The organism is Streptosporangium sp. 'caverna' (genome assembly GCF_003203775.1).
Taxonomy (GTDB): domain Bacteria; phylum Actinomycetota; class Actinomycetes; order Streptosporangiales; family Streptosporangiaceae; genus Streptosporangium; species Streptosporangium subroseum.
Genome location: NZ_CP029711.1, coordinates 5292399 through 5311764, shown reverse-complemented (window position 1 = coordinate 5311764; position 19366 = coordinate 5292399). Strand labels below are relative to the sequence as shown.

Below are 19366 nucleotides of genomic sequence, written 5' to 3'. Positions count from 1 at the left end.
CCCTTGCCCGCTTGAAAGGAATCCCATGAGTACGGACACCGCCCCTCAGACGCGGGAGCCCCCGACCCGACCATTCGGGACCCACGACAACGACGTACGATCCTGGTCGGGGTCGCGTCACCCGGGAACAGCCGGTCCTTCCGGCAGCCCACAGGGCCGAGTACTCGGCGTGGATTAATAAGCTCGTCGGTATGACATTGCTTGACCTCAACTCAGACCAGTTGCTCTCCACCACCCGCGCGGTGCGCAAGCGTCTCGACTTCACGCGCCCGGTTCCCGACGAGGCGATCAGAGAGTGTGTGGCGATGGCGCTGCAGGCGCCGTCGGGATCGAACCTGGTGACCATGCGGTTCGTCGTGGTCCAGGACGAGGAGAAACGACGCGCGATCGGTGACGTGTACGGGCGGGTGTACGCCAAATACAAGGCCTCGCCCGGCTACCCCGGCAGGCCGACCGGTGATGCCGAGCGTGACCGGATCCAGGGCAGGGTGGCGAGCTCGGCCGACTACCTGGGCGAGCACATGGGCGAGGCTCCCGTGCTGGTGATCGGCTGCAACGAGGGCAGGGACCGGGCCTCGGCCGTCGCGGGGATCGGCAACGTTCTCCCGGGGACGTGGAGCTTCATGCTGGCGGCCCGGGCGCGCGGGCTCGGCACCGCCTGGACGTCGATGCACCTGGTCTATGAGCAGGAGGTCGCCGAGATCCTCGGCATCCCGTATGACACCGTCGCGCAGGCGGTGCTGACGCCGCTCGCCTACACCAAGGGCACCGACTTCCGCCCGGCTGCCCGCCCGGAACCCGACCAGGTGATCCACTGGGACACCTGGTGAACTCCATCGGACACCGCGCCGACCCGGCAGGGCGGACGGGCTGATCCTCCTCCGCGGCGGCGGAGCCTCCTCGTTCAGAGCAGTCGGACGGGGCCGGCGTCGATCGGCGTGCGAAACAGCGCGTAGGGATAGCGGCGCAGGTCTTGTCCGTTCTGGTAGGCCGCCTGCCGGTGGAGCTGGTTGGAGGTGACGTAAAGGTGCTGCCGGGCGACCGACATGGTGTCGGGCCACAGCAGTCTCGGGTCGTGCACGAGAGTCTCGAAGGTTCCGTCCGGGAGGCGGCGCATGATGGCGTTGTGCTCCCAGTTCGTGATGTAGACGCGTCCGGCGTCGTCGGTTTCCAGGCCGTCGGCAGAGCCGCCCTTGTCTCCCTCGTCCACGACGGTGGCCGCCACCTCCTCCTCGCTGACCGAGCGGTCGGCCAGGGCGTCGGCCGACACGCTGTACAGGTGCCGTGACATGAGCGGGCAGTAGAACAGCCGCTTGCCGTCGGCCGAGATGGCGATGCCGTCGGCGCCCATCAGGACCGGCTTGGGCGGGCCGTCCTGAGGGCGTTCCATGAAGACGCGGCCCTCGACGATCGGCAGGTAGGCACTCGGGTTCTCGGCCTTGGTGCTGGGGTGGTCGTCCAGTCGCCGCCACGCCTGTCCGGTCGCCAGGTCCACCACGACGATGGCGTTGGGGCCGTTGCCGGAGGAGTCGGTGAGATAGGCGACGCCCTCGGCCGCCTTGCGCAGGTCGAAGCGGACGTCGTTGAGATAGGAGGTGCTCGGCGCCACGTCGGGTTCGAAGGTGATGACCCGGACCACGGTGTCGCTCCGCAGGTCCACGCAGACCAGCTTGGGGCCGCCCGGTTCGGCCGGTGTGAACAGCGGGCTGCCGGTGTCCACGATCCACAGACGGTCGGCCGGATCGACCACCACGCTCTGCACCGACACCAGCCGCCTGGACAGGTCACCGGACCTGGCGTTCCACGCCTGATCCGGGAACGGCACGGCCTCGCCGTCACGCAGCTCGGCCACGGTGGCGGCGACGTCGTCGCCCCAGAGCGGGTAGTTGACGAAGATCCGGCCAGTGTGCGACACCGTGACGCCGGTCGGCATCGGGCCTTCCCTGAAGGCGTGCACCAACTCCAGCGTGCCGAAAGGCTGGTCGGTCTGCTCTCCGGCGTCTTTGTGAACGTTTGCCGTCATGATCGGTGTTCCCCCTCTGCTCAGGACAGGTTGACGCTTCGCTGCGGAACGTCGCGAGGTGGTCCTGGGAGCGACATCGCGGCGCGGAAGGCCGCCCGCGCCCGTTCGGGCGAGATGCGGATGGCGGCCTCGCCCCTGACGCAAACCAAGATTCGGAGCGTACGGGGAACGCCTTCCCCTCCTCAGGGGAGATCACTCAGGTTCGCGGCAGGTCATTGCACCCACCAGGCAGGGAAATGGCGATCCACTTCAGTTCGGCGGGCGCAGGTTCGAATCCTGCGGGGCGCACTTGGCGTGAGCAGCCAAGTGGGAGCCGCCGACACGATCGCCACGGAGTCCACAGGGAATGGCGAGGAGTTCCGAACCTGCGCGGGAGTGGTTCCCGGTGGCCATGGCGTCAACGTCGCGGCGATCTCCCCGTTCGCCGTAGGGAACGCGTGAAGAGGGGTTGCGAGGGCTTCCATCGGGCTACACGGCGCGATGGGCCCGTTGTCGGCTTTTCTTGGGCCTGGATCAAGCCGTATGTGATGGGTTTTGAAGCGGTACGGGGCCCGCGTGCCCGGTGATGTGAGGAGGAGGGTCGGGCGACCCGGCCCTCCTCCTCGATTTCCTTGTTGGTTCTACTTGTTCTTGGGGACGTACAGCTTGATCGAGTCGATCGTCGCGGTGCCCTCACCGGCGTCGGTGTACGGGTCGCCGATCACGGGGAAGTCGGGGTAACCCGAGCCGGCCGGCCACTGGTCCGGCCATTCCTGCTGGTTGTAGACGCCGTTCTGTACGAGAGTGTCGTTGTAGCGGCCGTCGTACTGATCGGGAGTGTTGTTGTAGTGCCAGATGGGCACATCGTCGACGACGAAGTCCCGGTGGAAGCGGATCGTCCGGTGCCCGCCGCGCAGGAACGTTCCGGTGACCTCTTCGGTGTAGCCGGTCTTGTCCCGCTCGACGGCAAAGACGTAGTCGCTGTTCGGCTTCAGTTCGGGGATCATCTCTGCCGCCGCGGACGGCGACGCCTCCGCCGAGGCCACACCGTCGGAGCAGGTGGTCATGAACCACTGCGAGTTGCCGGTGATTCCGCCCTTGCCAGGGTTGAAGTTCGGTAGGCCGTTGATCCACATGTCCACGACGTTCTTGGTGCTGTCGCGGTACGGGTAGTACGTGTTGGTTTCCGGGTCGCAGACGCGCCCGCCGCTTCCCGTGCCGATCCGGTCGGGGTGCTGGGCGAACGAGTCCATGAGGATCTTCCGCCGGTAGTGCCAGAAGTGCAGGTTCGCCGGCTGCGGGTTCGTGAAGTCGACGATGCCGAGCAGGTGGAAGGCGTTATATCCGAAGGGACCGTTCGTCACGCTCTGCCAGTCACACGGATCCGTCGTGATCTCGCTGTTCCACCCACGGGTCCCGATGCCCTCCGCGTACGGGAACTGCGTCTTGCACTCGCCGGCCACTGTCGAGTAGCCGTTCTCCTTGCCGTCGTAGGAGATGCTGCCGTTGCGCTCCCCGCCGAAGTCGAGCGTCTTGAGGTGATACTCGAGACGGTATTCGGGCGGTAGCTTCTTCGAGGTGGTAATCAACGCGCCGTCGTAGGAATCCGGTGAACTGAGCTTAAGAACGTTGCCGCCCTTTGCCTTCTCGGTCGAGATTGTCGGCGGTCGCTCCGGAGTGCCGTTTTTATCCCAGTCGCGGGCCGACAATGAGGCGGTCAGCCAGCCGTCCTTGCCGAATTCCACCTGCTTGCGGTATGTCGCGTAGCTGTCCAGCGCCGCTTGCATGGCGGGGCCGTAGTCGTTCTTCCACCAGTCCCCGTAGTCGTCCATCTTCGTGTCGAAGGGCTGGTCACCGGTGAAGCGGATCCACGGACTCGAGTCCGTGTTCAGGTTCTTCTCGCTGCCTTGGAAGTCCTCCGAGTACTGCAGTTTCCAGCCGGCGGCCGCGGCCGGCTTACTGTCCGGCGTTGCCGCCGGCGGCTTACTGTCCGGCGTGGCCGCCGGCGGCGCGGCCGGCGTGGTCGGCGTGGCCGCGGTGGCCGCGACGCTCATGCCCGGGATCACAGCCGCCGCGGTGACGAGTCCGGCGATACCGGTCTTCAGTGTTCGCTTACTACGCACTGCATCTCCTAGAAAATTCTGCTTGTTGTCGTGCAGCCTCAGGTTCAGATGCCTGCCTTGATCAGTGCCCGTTCCGCCGTACCGCTGCCGGCGCGGTGACTGCCGCCCCGGTCCGGCACAACCGTTGGAACGTGCGCGTTCTCCGTGGTGATCTGTGGCGACTCGACCACCGTGTCCTTCTCCACCTCCTTGCCGTCGAGCACCTCGATGGCCCGGTCGAGCCCGAGGCGGCCGATCTGGTCGACGCTGTTCAACCTGGTGACGACCTGGATCTCCCGCTGCCGGTGGCGTGCCGCCCGCCGCGGGTCGCGCGGCGGGCGACCCCGATCAGGTGCCGGACTCGGCCGTGAGCAGGGTGGTGCCGTGGGTGTCGGTGAGTACCAGCCGGGCCTGCGCGCCGGGCGTGACCTTGCCCTTGAGCTTGACCGCGGTGTTCGCCGTACCGGTGAAGGAGCTCTGGTCCAGCGTCTTGCCGGTCGTGGCGTCGACCAGGGTCGCGCGCAGCTTCTGCCCGATCGCGGTGGAGAACAGCCGGCTGGTGACGTTGCCCGACGCGTCCACCTTGACCTCCGCGGCGCCGTTGGTGTTGGCGTTGGTGACGTCGCCGAGGTCCATCGTCGGCAGGTACGTCTCCGTCCATGACAGGGTCTGCCCGGCCTTGAGCGTGGCGGGGCTGAAGAACTTCATGGACGCGCCGGCCCACAGCTCGATGTAGGGACGGGCCGAGTTGCCCTTGGTGTAGACGTTGGTGTCGAACGACTTGTTCTGGCCCCACTCCCAGAACTTCATGCCGGGAGTCTTGGTGTTGTCGCCGACCCGGACGACGCCCTCGTTGTTCTCGTGGTTGACGACGCCCCACCAGTTGCCCTGCTGCATGGTGGCCAGGTCCTGGCCGTAGGCGATGCCGTCCCGGGTCCAGTTCGACATCTGCTTGAGCTTGTCCAGCTTGAGCAGGCCGGAGCCGGCGGGGCCGGCGGGCTGCTCGACGCCCTCCATCCAGGCGTAGCCCGGGTCGCGGTAGACCGTCTTGACCGGCGAGACGACCGACATCGTCGGGGATCCCGAGGTCGTCGGGGCGCCCGGCGCGAGCGTCGTGCACGTCCAGTACTCGAACTGCTTGTCCTGGTCGCTGGGGTTGTTCAGGCTGACCGCCATGTCGAGGGTCGGCTTGTGCGCGTCCACGGAGTAGGTGACGGCCGTCTTGATGCCGGTGGCGCCGTGCACGTACTTGGACGGCTTGTACGGATAGTCGACGTCGTCGGTCTTGGTCACGGTGATCGAGAACTTGCCGTTACGCTGGTCGATCTTGTAGTCCCACGGCACGTTCCAGTACTTGCCGTGCTCGGCTTCGGTGAGCGTCGGGAACACGCCGCCGTACACCATCAGCCAGTTCTGGTAGAACGGCGAGTTGCCGGGCGTTCCGGGAGCCTTGCTGGAGAATCCGTACGGGGTGCCGACGGGGTTGGTGTAGAACAGGTCGTTCCCGGTCGGCTTGTAGATCATCGAGAGGAGACGGCCGCCGTAGCCGGGCGCGAACGTCGCCTTGATGTACTTGTTCTCCACCTCGACGGTCTTGATGGTCTGCCCGACCACCTTGTTGGCCACGCCGTCGGACCGGACGGACACACCGTCGTCGCTGACCTGGTAGTCGTAGTGATCGAAGACGGTGGTGGCGTGCGTGTTGACCTTGAGGTAGTCCGGGCCGTTCGGGTTGAAGCCGGCACCCGGCGAGGTGAAGTGCCGCGGGGCACGGACGGACACCGGCGAGGTGTTCGTGCTGGTGGCGCCGGTGATGTCGGTGACGGACCCCTGGGCCAGTGCCACCCTGCCGCGCGCGCCGGCCTTGAGGGTCTGCCCGCTGTCCAGCTTGATCACGAGGGTGGACGCGTCGGGGAAGTACGCCGCGTCGTCGCGCAGCGCCTGGCTCACGTCCTGGCCCGAGGTGGTGGTGAGGCCGGTGAAGCGCAGCAGTCCGCGGACCTGGTCGGCCGTGACGTTGGTGCCGCTCACGCCGGTCAGGGTTTCCTTCACCGCCAGGTCGCCGGCCTTGGCGATCCGGCGGCTGAACCGGACCTCGATCCTGTCGCCGGACGCCCCGACCTCGGCACCGGCGATCTCCGGAGCCGCGTAGGCGCCTCTGCCGCCCGCGACGGTCGCGCCGACCTCGGCGGTGGCCGCTCCCGCGTTCGTCGTCAGTTTCAGGCCGGTGCCGAGGGTCAACTGGTAGGAGGCGTCGCTGTTCAGGTCGGCGCCGAAGTACAGCCGGTAGTTGCGCTGGCTGGTCCCGGTGAGGCTCTCCACGTACACCGGGTGGACGGACGATTCGCCGCTCTTGAGTGTGATGTCCGATCCGGTGTAGGCCCCGACCGGCATCCCCGACCAGACCGTCCCGGCGAACGTGACGTCCACCGTGCGCGAGTCCACCTGCTTGGCGGAGGAGACGGTTGCGAGCGCGGCGTCCTGGGTGGTGCCGCGGAACGTGGACTGCTTCGTCGACGAGCCGGGCAGCACGCCGCCGTCCGCGGACCGGAAGAACAGGTCGCCGAGCTTGTCGCTTCCGCCGTCGAACCACAGTTCGTAGGTGTGGCCGTCCAGCGTGGCGTCGGCGCCCAGCACCACCCTCAGTGTCCGGTGGTCAGGGGTGTCCACGGGACGGACGGTCGTGCCCGCGACCTGCGAGAGCGGCCGGCCGTCGAGCGCCGCGTCCGCGCCGCCGGCAACGCCGCCGCTGACCTTGATGTACTGGGCCGCGTATGCCTGGTTGGCCGCGGTGAACTGCAGGATGTCCGACCCGAGCGCCTCGTTGAAGGTGATGTCGATCGACTTGTCGTCGACCGAGGACACCTTGCTGACGCGCAGCGACGGCTGCGCCGACTGCTGGGACTGGGCCAGCACCGGCTGCGGCATCGACACGACCGCGCCGCCCGCCGTGGCCAGAGCCAGCGCCAGGGCGAGGGCCGCGCCGCGCGGGCGCGTCCGGTTAAACTGAGTATTCATGTAGTCCTCTCCAATGAGGGGTGATCCCGGAGCCCGGTGTGCAGACCGGGCTCCGGTGGCTTTTTCGGCCGACTTCTTCGGGATCTGGAGTGATCTCCGCGCCCGTCCTGTCGCGTGGGGGCGGGAAGTGCAACGGCACGACTTCGTCCAGACCTGACGGGCACCGGAGCCGAGCACGTCCGCTGAAGAAGTTCGAGCCGGGGGATACGGATCAGGGCCGGCGGTTCGGTAGAAGGGCGGCCGGTGAACGGAGGGTGCGGCGGTCAGGCGGATTCGCTGGAGAACGGCTGCGGCTCGACGTCCGGGGACGCGCCCGCCCGCACCCGCGCGATCTCCTCCGCGCTCGGGTAGGACCTGGCGCAGCCGGGCCATCGGCACGACAGCGCCCCGGCGATCACGGCCGGCTCGAGCGCGTCGGGCGGCGCCGTCCCGGCGAGCCGTCCGGCCAGGTAGGTGCCGGCCAATGCGTCGCCGGCGCCCGCGGTGTCGACGACCACGACGGAGGGCGCCGCGACGCGATGGATCTCACCGTCGCTCAGCACCACCGCCCCGGCCGGGCCGTCGGTCAGCACGATCTCCTGTGGCCCCTCGCCCAGCATGGCCCTGATCCGGTCGAGACGGTCCGTGTCGAGCATCGCGAGGGCGTCCTCGCTGGAGAGGATCACGATGTCGGCGGCGCGGGCGAACGCGAGGTTCCGGTCGGTGTCGGGGCGCAGCATCGGGCGGTGGTTGACGCAGAAGGTCACCATGACGCCACTGTCACGGGCCAGTTCGGCAGCCCGTTCGGCAGCCCGGGCGGCACTGCCGGAGATCGCCAGCGAGATTCCGCTGACGTGTAGCGCCCCGGCGCCGTCCAGCAGGTGCTCGTCCACGTCCGCCTCGCTGAGCCGCGTTGCCGCCGAGCCGGACCGGTAGTAGTCGAAGGTGTGCCCGCCGTGCCGCACCGCGTTGACATACATTCCGGTGGGAGCGGACGGATCGACGGTGATCCGGTCGACGTCCAGGTGCGCATGCCGCCAGAAGTCCAGCAGCAGGCGGCCCGGGGTGTCCGCGCCAAGGCGGGTCAGCAGCCTGGCCCGGGTGCCCATCCGGGCCGCCATGACGGCCACGTTGGCGACGTCCCCGCCGAAGCCCCGGCCGAGGTAGCCGGAGGGAAGGTCGTTACGCATGCCCACCTCCAGCAGCCCCTCGCCCACGGCGACGAGGACGGGCGTCCCTTCGCTGCTCGTGGGATCGGTGTTGTCTTGGATCACGCAGGCTTCCTCACTCCCGATATCGGTACGGCACGGTGGCGGGCGGATCAGAAGATGCTGTCCGGGTTGCTGTACTTGTCCACGTTGTCCTTGGTGACCAGCGGGGCATCCAAGGGAGTGTCCTTGCTGGGCTCGGCCCCCGCGAGCACCGCCATCATCCGGTCCAGGCCCGAGCGGCCGATCGTGTCGGCGTTGTTGACCGCGGTGGCGGCGTAGTTCGAGCCGCTCTTGATGGCGGCCAACGCCTCCTTCTGGCCGTCGGCCGCGACGAGGAACATCTCGTCGGTCCGCCCGGCGTCGGAGATCGCCTTCTGCGCGCCGAGGCACATCGCGTCGTTCTCACAGAACACCGCGTCGATGTGCTTGTTCTTGGCGAGGACGTTCTCCATCACCTTCAGGCCGCCGTCGGAGCTCCACCCCCCGAAGTCCGGGGCGGTCACGACCGTGATACCGGGCGACTGCTTGACCACACCGAGCAGGCCGTTCGTCCGGTCCAGACCGATGGTGTTGTCGGCCGGGCCGCCCGTGATGACAACGAGGGTGCCGTTGCCCTTCAGACGATCGGTGATGTACTGGCCGTTGCCCTGCCCGATCTGGGTGTTGTTGGGGCCGATCCAGCTGGTGTACTGGCCGCCGGAGAACTTGCGGTCCACCAGGATCGACGGGATGTTCTTCTGCGCGACCGCGTTCATCGCGGCGGGCGCGGCGTTCAGCGGGCCGCCGGAGATGATGATCCCGTCCACGTTCTGGGTGAGCAGGTCGCTGACGTTCGTGGTCAGCTTGGCCGCGTCCCCCTGCGCGTCCGTGCTGATCACCTTGACGTTGCTGTAAGCCTTGGCCTCGGTCTCGATGGCCTTGTCCATCGCGATGAAGTACGGCGCCTGGAGGCTGAAGTTCGCGATGCCGATGGTCAGGGTCTTCTTCGCGGTGCCTCCGGCGTCATCGCCTCCGCCGCCATCGGAGCCTCCGCACGCTGCGAGCGACAGTGCGAGCGCGCCCACGAGGGCACAGCCGGCGATCTTCTTCATGGTTCTTCCTTCGGGGTGGGATGGGACGCCTCACGACACGGCGAACGAGGCGATGGGGGGATGAGGGGGTGGGGGACGGTGCGGTGGGGGAGCTAGGTGTTCTGCCGTTCGCCTCGCCGCACGAGGATCGCGACCGCGATGATGAGCCCCTTCAGTACCTGCTGCCAGTAGCTCTGCACGTCGTAGAGGCTGAGCAGGTTGTCGATGAGCCCGAGCAGAACGACGCCGGCGAGGGTGCCGCCGATGGTGCCGCGTCCGCCCGACAGGCTGGCTCCGCCGATCACGCAAGCGGCGATGGCGTCAAGTTCGAAGCCCTGACCGAGGCTCGGCTGTGCGATGCCGACCCGGGAGGCGAGAATGACGCCCGCGACTCCGGCGCACAACCCGGACAGCGCGTACGCGAGCACCAGGTGACGCTGTACCTTGACGCCCGCGAGCCGTACCGCCTCCCGGTTGCCGCCGATGCCGAGCAGCGCCCGGCCCGCCGATGTCCGGTTGATCAGGACCCAGCCCAGTGCGAACATCAACAGCGCGATGATCGCCGCGATCGGGATGGGGCCGACATTCTGCGAGCCGAGGGTCAGGAAGTCCGGCGTGGTGGGAGTGATCGGGGTTTTGGAGTAGACGTAGGTGAGGCCTCGGAACGTTGTCATGGACGCGAGGGTCACCACGAACGGAGCCAGCGAGAACCGCGCGACCATGATGCCGTTGACCGTTCCGCACAGCACGCCGATGACGATCGCCATGAGGACCGCCAGTGGCAGCGGAAGCCCGCTCACCAGGCCGGCCGACATGATGCCGGTCAGCGCGACCACCGATCCGACCGACAGGTCGATCCCTCCGGTGAGGATGACCAGCAGCATGCCGAGGGCGAGCAGCCCGGTGGTGACCATCTGCCGGAGCAGGTTGGTCATGTTCCCCTCGGTGAGGAACGAGTCGTTGGTGATGCCCGCGACCACGACGATCGCGATCGCGGCGCCGATCAGCACCAGGATGGTCGGCGGCGGGACGGCCGCGCGCCACCGGGCGGACGCCGGTGCCGTAGCCTCCGGCGCCTTACCCGAATCCGTGTCCCGCACCGTCGAAGTCTGTTGCTCTGTCATGCCGCGACCCCCACCGAGTGCGCGAGAACCTCGTCCTCGGTCGTGTCCGCCGAGCCGACCTCGGCGACCAGTCGTCCACCGCGCATCACCAGCACGCGATCGGTGGCGCCGAGGACCTCGGCCAGGTCGGAGGAGATCAACAGGATCGCCACCCCCTCCCGGGTCAGCTCGTCGATCATGCGGTAGATGTCGACCCGGGTGGCCATGTCGACCCCGCGGGTCGGCTCGTCCAGGATCAGCACCCGCGGCCGCGTCAGCAGCCACTTGGCTAGCACGACCTTCTGCTGGTTGCCGCCGCTGAGATGGCGGACCGGCATCTCCGGACGCGGCGGGTTGATGCCCAGCCGCTCGATCATGTCCTGAACGTTCGCGGCCCGCCGCCTGGTGTTCAGCAGGCCCGCGCGTGAGATCCGGGGCATCGTCGCGAACATCGTGTTGTCGGTGATGTCCATGCCGAGGACGAGCCCGCTGTGCTTGCGGTCCTCGGTGACCAGCGCGACCCCGGCGCCGATGGCGTCGCCGGGTGTGCGGAATCGCGTAACGGCGCCGTCCAGCTCAACCGTCCCGGACGTCTGCCGGTCGGCGCCGAACAGGCACCGGGCGACCTCGCTGCGGCCGCTGCCGACCAGCCCGAACATGCCGACGATCTCGCCCGCCGCCAGGTCGAACGACACGTCGTCGAACGCCCCGTCCCGGCTCAGGCCCCGCACGCTGAGCAACGGCTTACCGGACTCGGGCACCCGGTCCGGGTAGATCTGCTCCAGCCGGCGCCCGGCCATCAACGCGATGATCTCGTCCTCGCTGGTGAGGGCCGGGGTGAGCGTGTCCACCACCCGGCCGTCCTTGATGACGGTGATCCGGTCGGAGATCTCCATCACCTCGGCCAGCCGGTGCGAGACGTACAGGATCGCGACGCCACGCTCCCGCAGCCTGCGGATCAGGTCGAAAAGCCGGTCTAGGTCGGTGCCTGCGAGCACGGCGGACGGCTCGTCCAGGACGAGCATCCGGGGCTCGACCGCCAGCGCCTTGGCGATTTCCACCATCTGCTGGCGCGCGACCGACAGCTTCCCGGCACGAGCGCGCGGATCGATGTCGGCGAACCCGATCTCCTCCAGCAGCGCCCGCACCCGCGCGTGCGCCGCCGGCCAGTCGACCAGCCCGCGCTTGGTGGGCAGCGCGCCCAGCAACACGTTCTCTGTCACCGTCATCTGGGGTACGAGGCTGAGCTCCTGGTAGACGGTCCGGAACCCCAGAGCCTGCGCGTCCTCGGGGCCGCGCAGGGTGAGCGGCTCGCCGTCCAGCAGGATCGTCCCGCCGTCCAGCGGGGCGGCCCCCGCCAGCACCTTGATCAGGGTCGACTTGCCGGCGCCGTTCGCGCCCGCGATGGCGAGAACCTGCCCGCCCTCGGCGGTCAGGTCGACGCCGTGCAGGACCTCGACGCCGCCGTATCCCTTGCGGACGCCCCGTAGTTCCAGCCTCACGCCAGGCCGTCCATGACGATGATGGTCTTCTGCTCGGTCATGTCGAGGAGGGTGTCGTGCAGTCCCTCGCGGGCCCCGCCGGTCAGCTTCACGCCGCCGAACGGAAGGTTCTCCGCGCGCAGTGCCGTGGAGCCGTTGATCACGACGGCCCCGACCTGGAGGCGCCGGGCCACCGAGAAGGCCCGCCCGATGTCCCTGGTGAAGATCGCCGCCTGCAGCCCGTAGGGGGAATCGTTGGCCAGTCGCACCGCCTCCAGAGCGTCGGACACCCGCAACAGCGGTGCGACCGGCCCGAAGATCTCCTCGGCCACGGCCTCCGCGTGCGGCGCGACGTCCACCAGCACGGTCGGCGGCACGAACGCCCCATCCCGGGGACCGCCGACCACGACGCGCGCGCCGTCATTTACGGCTGTCCGAATCGCCTGGTCCACGGCGGCGGCGGCAGGCTCCGTGATCAGCGGGCCGACATCGGTGGCCTCGTCCAGCTGGTCGCCGACGACCAGCTTCCCGGCCTGCGCCTCCAGCGCCTCGGCGAACGCGTCGTACACACCGTCCTCGACGTAGACGCGCTTGACGGCGCAGCAGATCTGCCCGTTGCCGCGCGCCAGCCGTCCGAGCACGACGGCCTCGGCGGCACGTTCCACGTCGGCGTCCGCACATACGATCAGCGCGTCGTTGCCGCCGAGCTCCAGGTGCGTCCGCTTGAGGGTGCCGGCGGCGAGCTCGGCCAGGGCCTTGCCGGCGGCGGTGCTGCCGGTGAGGCTGATCATCTGCACGCCGTCGGTGGACGCGAGGAACCGCGCCAGCTCCGGCCCGCCGGGGACGATCTGGTGCGCCGTCTCGGGGAACCCGGCCGCTTCGATGATCCGGCCGATCTCCATCAGTGTGAGTGGGCACTTCTCCGGCGGCTTCACGATCACCGCGTTGCCCGCCGCCAATGCCGCCGCGGCTTTGTGCGCCCACAACTCGACCGGGTAGTTGAACGGGACGATCGCCGCGACCACCCCGATCGGCTCCCGGACCGTTACCGCCAGGTGGTTCTCAAGACCGGGGACGGCGTCCAACGGGATCTGCCGGCCAAAGATCCGGGTCGCCTCTCCGGCGAACCCGCGGAAGATCCGGACCGCGGCCGCGATCTCCTCGCGGGTCTGCCGGATCGGCTTCCCGTTCTCGGCGGCCAGATCCCGGGCCAGTTCCTCGGCTCGCGCGGCGATCCCGTCTGCGACCTTGGCCAGCAGCCGTGCTCGCTCGTGCGCGGGGGTCGCGGCCATCGCGGTCCGGGCGTCCTGGGCAGCCCGGACCGCCGCGCGCGCCTCGTCCTCGGTCGCGACAGGCATCTCGCCCAGTACGGCGCCGGTCCCAGGGTTGTGAACGAGTAGAGCTCGTCCGTCGGTCAGCGGATTCTTCAACGTCCAGCTCCTTGCCAGTTCGTTCCACTATGTAGAACAATGCTTCGCACGGTGGAATAGACGGAAGATTAAGACGGAAGGGACGGGAGTGTCAATGGGTTACGGATCAACCGAAAACGTACGTAATGGCGGCCGAGCCTCCTCGGCGGGCAACGCGGTGACCAAGACGCTCAACGTGCTGGAGGCCGCCGTCGCCGGAGACGGACCGCGCCGGTTCACCGACATCTGCACCGATTCGGGCGTTCCGAAGGCCAGCGTGCATCGCATCCTCGCAATGCTCATCGACCTAGGATTCGTCGCCAGCGAGGGTGGCGGCAGATACCGTGCGGGCATCCGCATGCTTGCCCTCGCCGAGGAGGTCAAGGCCGCCGGCGCGACCGGCATCGGCGAAGTCCTCACCAAGCTCTCCGGGAGCGTGGGCCAGACCGTCCATCTCGCGCTGCACAGCGGCGACCATGCCGTCTACGTCCACAAAGTCGAGGCCGACCAGCCCTACCGGATGGCCTCCCGCGTCGGCATGCGTCTGCCCCTGCACTGCACGGCGATCGGGAAAAGCATCCTCGCGCACCTGCCGGAGCACGAGCTGGAGTCCATCTTCTCCCGCGCGGGAATGCCCGCGAAGACGTCGGAGACGATCACCGACCTCGAACGGCTGTCCGTGGAGCTGGCGCAAATCCGCGAACAGGGTTATTCCATCGACAACGAGGAGAACGAGAAGACCATACGGTGCATCGGCGCCCCTGTTTTCGACCGGACCGGTACGGTCGTCGGCGGAGTCAGCATCTCGACGGTCGCCTTTCTCCTGCCCCGCGAGGAGCTGCTCGCCTTCGCCCCCGCTCTGCAAACGGCCGTCGCCTCTCTCACGAAACTTCTCTGATAGCGGGGCTCAGAGACATCTGCCGAAGACACGCCGCCGAGGCGCTGCCGTGAAGTGACGATCATGGCTGTGCGGTTGGAGGAGTCGCCCTGGCAAGCGCCTCCTCGATCAGCCCACACCCGACCCTGATCGCCGGGATAGGCCCGCCGACGCTATCGGCAGGTCTTCGCCTGCACGTTGTAGAGCTCGGAGTAAAGGCCGTCGACGGCAAGCGGTTCGTTGTGGCTGCCGTGCTCGATGAGTCTGAAATCCGGCGATCTGGGCATCGCAATCGCCGATCCCTCGACAGCGATCCGCCGCGCGCTGCCGCACGCCATCCAGGTGGGCGACCGCTGGCACCTGCGGCACAACTTCGGCCAGGCCGTCGCCAAAGAGGTCGCCGCGTGGCGCGGATTACCGTGATCGAGCCCCGTAGTGCCGCCTTACCTCGGCCGAGGGGGAGGTGAAGACCGAGAGCCGTAGCTGGGGGTAGAGGTCGGCGGGCAGCGGTCCTTCTTCCTGCCAGCCCAGGGTGCGGTAGAGCCGGGCCGCGGGTGTTTGCGGGGAGGTGATCAGCCAGGCTGTCGGCCGGCCGGCCACCATGGCCCGCAGTAGGCGGCGCCCGAGGCCTTGGCCTTGGGCATCGGGGTGAACGAAGAGTTCGGCCACCTCGAACGCGCCCTGGGTCAGGGCGATTGCTCTGGCCGCGCCGTACGCCTCGATGATGCCGTCGTAGATGGTGTTGCCGGACAGGTCCTCGGGGGTGGGCCAGCCGTAGCAGATGCCCAGCAGCCGGTCATGGTCGCGGATGGTCAGCGCGGTGAACCCCGGCCGGCCTGTGGCGCCGGCCAGTTGGCCGCCGTAGGCGGCGAGTTGCTCAGGGGTCTCCGACCAGGGCGGCGCGCTGTAACACACCTGGTAAAGGGCATTCACGTCGGCGGCCACCGCCAGCGTGCGCGCCCCATCGAGCCGGTCCACGGGATCTCCTTAACGGCTATGACGCTGAGCGTGCGTTCTGGCGTGCCGCGACGTCGATCAGGTGGAACCCGGCCCCGTCGCCTCGTCGGATCGTCACCGGGCCGACTTGCGCATGATCAGACGGGTCTGTCCGTGGGAGGCGTGCAGGGTCATCGTCCGCCATCCCCTGCTGCGGTAGAGACCGAGCGCCGCTGTCGCCGCGGGGTGGGTGGCCAGCCATCGCGGCCCGTCTCCCGCGGCTTCCAGGACCGTGTCGTGGAGGGCGGCGCCGAGTCCCCGTCCGCAGCGGCTGGGCAGGACGGCGAGTTCCCTGAGGGTGAAGTCATCACCGGGGAGACGGGAGGCCAGCGTTGCCAGTTTCGCGCAGCGGTGGCCGTAGGCGAAGCCGTACACCTCGTCATCGTCGCGGGCCAGGGCCAGGACGAAGCCGGGGCGGTGGCTGTCGGCGAGCAGGCGCGCCGCGACGCCACGGGCGCGGGAGACCGGCTCGCGCCACGGCGGCCGGGTGAAGACCTCTTCACCCACATCGGCCACGGCCACCAGAAAGCCCGGGAGGGTCTGCGGGCCGACGATCTGGATGCGTGAGGATGCGGCGCCCGGCCGTCCGGTTGGACCATCGGATAAGGAAGGCCGGACGGCGGGCGCCGCGGTCATGGGGTCAGGCGCCCTTGGCCGCGGTGAAGCGGGCGATGACGTCGTTCCAGTTGATCAGTGACCACAGCTTCTCGACGTAGTCGGGGCGCACGTTGCGGTACTGCAGGTAGTAGGCGTGCTCCCAGGCGTCGAAGACCAGCAGCGGGGTGGAGTTCATGCCGACGTTGCCGTGGTGGTCGTAGACCTGCTCGACGACCAGACGGCGGCCGAGCGGCTCCCAGGCCAGGATGCCCCAGCCCGATCCCTGGACGGTCGCGGTGGCGGCGGTGAGCTGCTTTTTGAAGGCCTCGAACGAGCCGAAGTTCTCGGTGATGGCCTCGCCGAGCGCTCCGTCGGGGCGGTCGCCGCCGTCGGGGGAGAGGTTCTGCCAGAAGATCGAGTGCAGCACGTGCCCGGACAGGTTGAAGGCGAAGGTCTTCTCCAGTCCGACCAGGCCGCCGAACTCGCTCTTGTCGCGGGCCTCGGCCAGCCGCTCCAGCGTGTCGTTGGCGCCCTTGACGTAGGCGGCGTGGTGTTTGGCGTGGTGCAGCTCCAAGATCTCACCGGTGATCGCCGGCTCCAGGGCCGCGTAGTCGTAGGGCATATCCGGAAGCGTGTATTGACCCACAGTGATCTCCTTGTCGTGCCAGACCTTATCGCGATCTATTCGCAACAACAATAATCATGCAAGAAAGTCTTCTCGCACAGGGGTTGCTCTTGCGAGTCTTTCGCAAGAAGAGTAAGTTTTTGGGGCATTTGTCCCTTTTTGATGGAGTGATCGCATGAGCTCATCCGCCGCCACCTCGCCTTCACGGCGCAGGAACCCCCTGTCCGGCGGGGAGTGGAGTCGCATCGCCGGGATGGCCCTCTTCGTCGCCGCGCTGCACGTGGCAGGCTGGTTCTCGCTGATCGCACTGATCGCACCGCACAACTACCAGCTGGGCCAGGCCGGGGCCTTCACCGTGGGCTTGGGCCTGACCGCCTACACCCTGGGCATGCGGCACGCCTTCGACGCCGACCACATCGCCGCCATCGACAACACCACCCGCAAGCTCATGGCCGACGGCCAGCGGCCGGTCTCGGTGGGATTCTGGTTCTCCCTGGGCCACTCCAGCATCGTCTTCGTCCTGTGCCTGCTGCTCGGCCTCGGCGTGCGCACCCTGGCCGGCCAGGTCGAAGACGACGCCTCCACCCTGCAGACCGTCACCGGACTGGTCGGCACCCTGGTCTCCGGCGTCTTCCTCATGATCATCGCGGCGATCAACGCCGTGGTCCTGTGGCAGATCGTGAAGGTCTTCCGGAAGATGCGCCGCGGCGCCTATGACGAAGCCGCCCTGGAGGCGCAACTGGACAAGCGGGGCTTCATGAACCGCATCCTGGGCGGGGCCACCAGGGCGGTGCGCAAGCCGTGGCACATGTATCCGATCGGGCTGCTGTTCGGACTCGGCTTCGACACCGCCACCGAGATCTCCCTGCTCGTGCTGGCCGGCGGGGCGGCGGCGTTCAGCCTGCCGTGGTACGCGGTGCTGACCCTGCCGGTGCTGTTCGCCGCGGGGATGAGCCTGCTGGACACCATCGACGGCTGCTTCATGAACTTCGCCTACGGCTGGGCCTTCTCCAAGCCGGTACGCAAGATCTACTACAACATCACCATCACCGCCCTGTCGGTCGCCGTCGCGGTGCTCATCGGGGCGATCGAGCTGATCGGCCTGCTCGCCGACAAACTCCACATCCAATCCGGGCCGCTGGCCGCCATCGCCGCCCTGGACCTCAACTACGTCGGCTACGCCATCGTCGCCCTGTTCGTGGCCACCTGGATCGTCGCGCTGGCGGTGTGGCGCCTGGGCCGCATCGAACAACGCTGGTCGGCCGACGTCCGCCCGGCCGACGCCGATACCTGACGCGGGCGCGAGTTTTCGGGCCGCGGTTCCGCCGGCGTCCTGGCGGTCGGCCACCCATCCGCACGCAGGCACAGCGCTGGGACCGTATCGCCGTCACGGCCGGCGCGTGGCCGCGCTGTGTCCGGGGCCGCATAACCGGCTCAGGTCGATCATGCTGCGTGAGGCCTCCCGCTGACACCGGCCGAGATCGACCAATGACCGCCCTCGGGGTCACCTACGGTGACTTATCGCCCCTGACTTGCAATTGCGTCATTTTTGTTTCGCCTGGTTGGTTTCGTCGCCGGTTTGTGCGCGGGCCACCCTTCGTTCATCCGGGTCAAGCAGATTTTGTCCGCTTTATCCCATCGAACGTAGAGAAGGCTCATGTCCAACGTCGCTCGGCTTCGTGCCGGGGCAATCGTCATCGCCGCGGCCGCACTGGTTCTGCTCGGCGTTGCGCCCGCCTTCGCCCATGGATTTACCTCGGTCGTGTACGCCGACCTCACCTCGCCCGGCGCCGGGCACGTCCGCTCCGTGCTCGGCCTGGAGTACGACCTGCTCGTCGTCTCGGCCGCCGACTCCGCCAAAGACGAACCGCTGTTCAAGGACGGCACCGCCGCGTTCGAGGACGGCGACCTCACCGAGCAGGCCGCCGCGCTCGAAGCGCACACCGACAGCGTGCTGGCATACGTGACCAAGCGCTACGGCGTCACCGCCGAGGGCAAGGCGTGCACCCCGGCCAAGGACGGCGGCTTCACCATCGAGCAGCGCCTCGGCGTCTCATACGCCAAGCTCACGCTCGACTACACCTGCCCCACCGCGGGCGCGCACGAGGTGCGCAGCGCGCTGTTCCCCGACACCGAGCAGTTCGTCCGCGACACCAAGACGGTGGTCACCTACGACCTCGACCTGACCTCCGGCAGCGCCGCCCTCGACGCCAAGCACCCCTCGTTCTCCACCCAGCAGTCCTTCGCCGAACGGTTCGGGGAGTTCTTCAAGCTCGGCGCCGAGCACCTGCTCACCGGGATCGACCACATCCTGTTCCTGCTCGCGCTCATCGCGGGCTCACGCCGTCTGCGCGAGATCGTGCTGGCCGCGACGAGCTTCACGCTGGCCCACTCGGTGACCTTCATCCTGGCCGCTCTCGGCCTCGTCGACGTGCCGTCGGCGATCGTCGAGCCGATCATCGCCCTGTCGATCGCCGTCGTCGCCGGCTGGCACCTGTGGCGGCTGTGGCGGCGCCGCTCGCACGCCACCGACATCGAGGACCTCGGCCGCGGTCACTTCAGCCTGGACCGCGCGGGCTGGACCCGGCTCGCGGTGGTCTTCTGCTTCGGCCTCGTCCACGGCCTCGGCTTCGCCTCGGCCCTGGGCATCGACCAGCCCCTGTCGTGGACCCTGCTGTGGTCGCTGCTCGTCTTCAACGTGGGTATCGAGACCGTCCAGCTGACGATCATCATCATCGTCTTCCCGCTGCTCGCCCTGCTGCGCCACCGCCGGCCGGTCGCGGGCCTGTGGGCGACCGGAGCGATCGCCACCGGGGTGGCGGTCATGGGCCTGGTCTGGTTCGTACAGCGAATCCTCGGCGTCTGAGGCCGCCTACGCGACCACGGCAAGCGCAAC

Annotated in this window: 17 protein-coding genes; 5 read left to right on the top strand and 12 right to left on the bottom strand. The window is 68.3% G+C overall.

Going from position 1 to position 19366, the window contains the following annotated elements:
• Positions 1–191 precede the first annotated feature (191 nt).
• Positions 192–830 carry a nitroreductase family protein gene (locus tag DKM19_RS23510; protein ID WP_204358967.1) on the top strand — a complete coding sequence of 213 codons (639 nt, stop codon included), beginning with the start codon at positions 192–194 and terminating at the stop codon, positions 828–830.
• 74 nt (positions 831–904) lie between these two features.
• Here the strand turns inward: DKM19_RS23510 and DKM19_RS23505 are convergent, their stop codons facing one another.
• From DKM19_RS23505 to DKM19_RS23465, 9 genes are all read right to left on the bottom strand, one after another.
• Positions 905–2023 (bottom strand): L-dopachrome tautomerase-related protein, encoded by a 1119-nt coding sequence (locus tag DKM19_RS23505; protein WP_110698408.1) that lies wholly within the window; start codon positions 2021–2023, stop codon positions 905–907.
• A gap of 620 nt (positions 2024–2643) precedes the next feature.
• On the bottom strand, positions 2644–4125 hold the full coding sequence (locus DKM19_RS23500) for a mucin-5B (RefSeq protein ID WP_110698406.1): 1482 nt from the start codon (positions 4123–4125) through the stop codon (positions 2644–2646).
• 44 nt (positions 4126–4169) lie between these two features.
• Complete coding sequence (locus DKM19_RS50830) at positions 4170–4379, bottom strand: hypothetical protein (RefSeq protein ID WP_204358966.1); 210 nt, start codon at positions 4377–4379, stop codon at positions 4170–4172.
• Between the two features lie 73 nt (positions 4380–4452).
• Positions 4453–7122, bottom strand: a complete 2670-nt coding sequence (locus DKM19_RS23490; protein WP_162641699.1) for a DUF5107 domain-containing protein — start codon at positions 7120–7122, stop codon at positions 4453–4455.
• A gap of 263 nt (positions 7123–7385) precedes the next feature.
• On the bottom strand, positions 7386–8375 hold the full coding sequence (locus tag DKM19_RS23485) for a sugar kinase (RefSeq protein ID WP_110698402.1): 990 nt from the start codon (positions 8373–8375) through the stop codon (positions 7386–7388).
• Positions 8376–8422: 47 nt separating this feature from the next.
• Complete coding sequence (locus DKM19_RS23480; RefSeq protein ID WP_110698401.1) at positions 8423–9403, bottom strand: substrate-binding domain-containing protein; 981 nt, start codon at positions 9401–9403, stop codon at positions 8423–8425.
• A 92-nt stretch (positions 9404–9495) separates the two neighbouring features.
• Complete coding sequence (locus tag DKM19_RS23475; RefSeq protein ID WP_110698399.1) at positions 9496–10506, bottom strand: ABC transporter permease; 1011 nt, start codon at positions 10504–10506, stop codon at positions 9496–9498.
• Complete coding sequence (locus tag DKM19_RS23470; RefSeq protein ID WP_110698397.1) at positions 10503–11987, bottom strand: sugar ABC transporter ATP-binding protein; 1485 nt, start codon at positions 11985–11987, stop codon at positions 10503–10505. Before DKM19_RS23470 ends, DKM19_RS23475 begins: the two co-directional genes overlap by 4 nt.
• On the bottom strand, positions 11984–13396 hold the full coding sequence (locus tag DKM19_RS23465) for an aldehyde dehydrogenase family protein (protein ID WP_204358965.1): 1413 nt from the start codon (positions 13394–13396) through the stop codon (positions 11984–11986). Before DKM19_RS23465 ends, DKM19_RS23470 begins: the two co-directional genes overlap by 4 nt.
• A gap of 94 nt (positions 13397–13490) precedes the next feature.
• Here DKM19_RS23465 and DKM19_RS23460 point away from each other — a divergent pair, with 94 nt between their 5' ends.
• Positions 13491–14273 (top strand): IclR family transcriptional regulator, encoded by a 783-nt coding sequence (locus DKM19_RS23460; protein WP_110698395.1) that lies wholly within the window; start codon positions 13491–13493, stop codon positions 14271–14273.
• A gap of 237 nt (positions 14274–14510) precedes the next feature.
• Positions 14511–14675 (top strand): hypothetical protein, encoded by a 165-nt coding sequence (locus DKM19_RS49695; RefSeq protein WP_162641698.1) that lies wholly within the window; start codon positions 14511–14513, stop codon positions 14673–14675.
• Here the strand turns inward: DKM19_RS49695 and DKM19_RS23455 are convergent.
• The 3 genes from DKM19_RS23455 to DKM19_RS23445 form a co-directional block, all read right to left on the bottom strand.
• Positions 14667–15230 (bottom strand): GNAT family N-acetyltransferase, encoded by a 564-nt coding sequence (locus DKM19_RS23455; RefSeq protein ID WP_110698393.1) that lies wholly within the window; start codon positions 15228–15230, stop codon positions 14667–14669. The two genes, DKM19_RS49695 and DKM19_RS23455, sit on opposite strands and share 9 nt — an antisense overlap.
• A gap of 93 nt (positions 15231–15323) precedes the next feature.
• Positions 15324–15764 carry an N-acetyltransferase gene (locus DKM19_RS23450; protein WP_162641697.1) on the bottom strand — a complete coding sequence of 147 codons (441 nt, stop codon included), beginning with the start codon at positions 15762–15764 and terminating at the stop codon, positions 15324–15326.
• Between the two features lie 124 nt (positions 15765–15888).
• A complete protein-coding gene (locus tag DKM19_RS23445) occupies positions 15889–16491 on the bottom strand; it encodes a superoxide dismutase (RefSeq protein WP_110698389.1) in 603 nt (200 codons plus the stop codon).
• 154 nt (positions 16492–16645) lie between these two features.
• On the opposite strand from DKM19_RS23445, the gene DKM19_RS23440 reads away from it, so the two are divergent.
• Positions 16646–17764 (top strand): HoxN/HupN/NixA family nickel/cobalt transporter, encoded by a 1119-nt coding sequence (locus DKM19_RS23440; protein WP_110698387.1) that lies wholly within the window; start codon positions 16646–16648, stop codon positions 17762–17764.
• Positions 17765–18127: 363 nt separating this feature from the next.
• Positions 18128–19336, top strand: coding sequence for a HupE/UreJ family protein (locus tag DKM19_RS23435; RefSeq protein WP_110698385.1), 1209 nt, complete (start codon positions 18128–18130; stop codon positions 19334–19336).
• Positions 19337–19366: the final 30 nt, after the last annotated feature.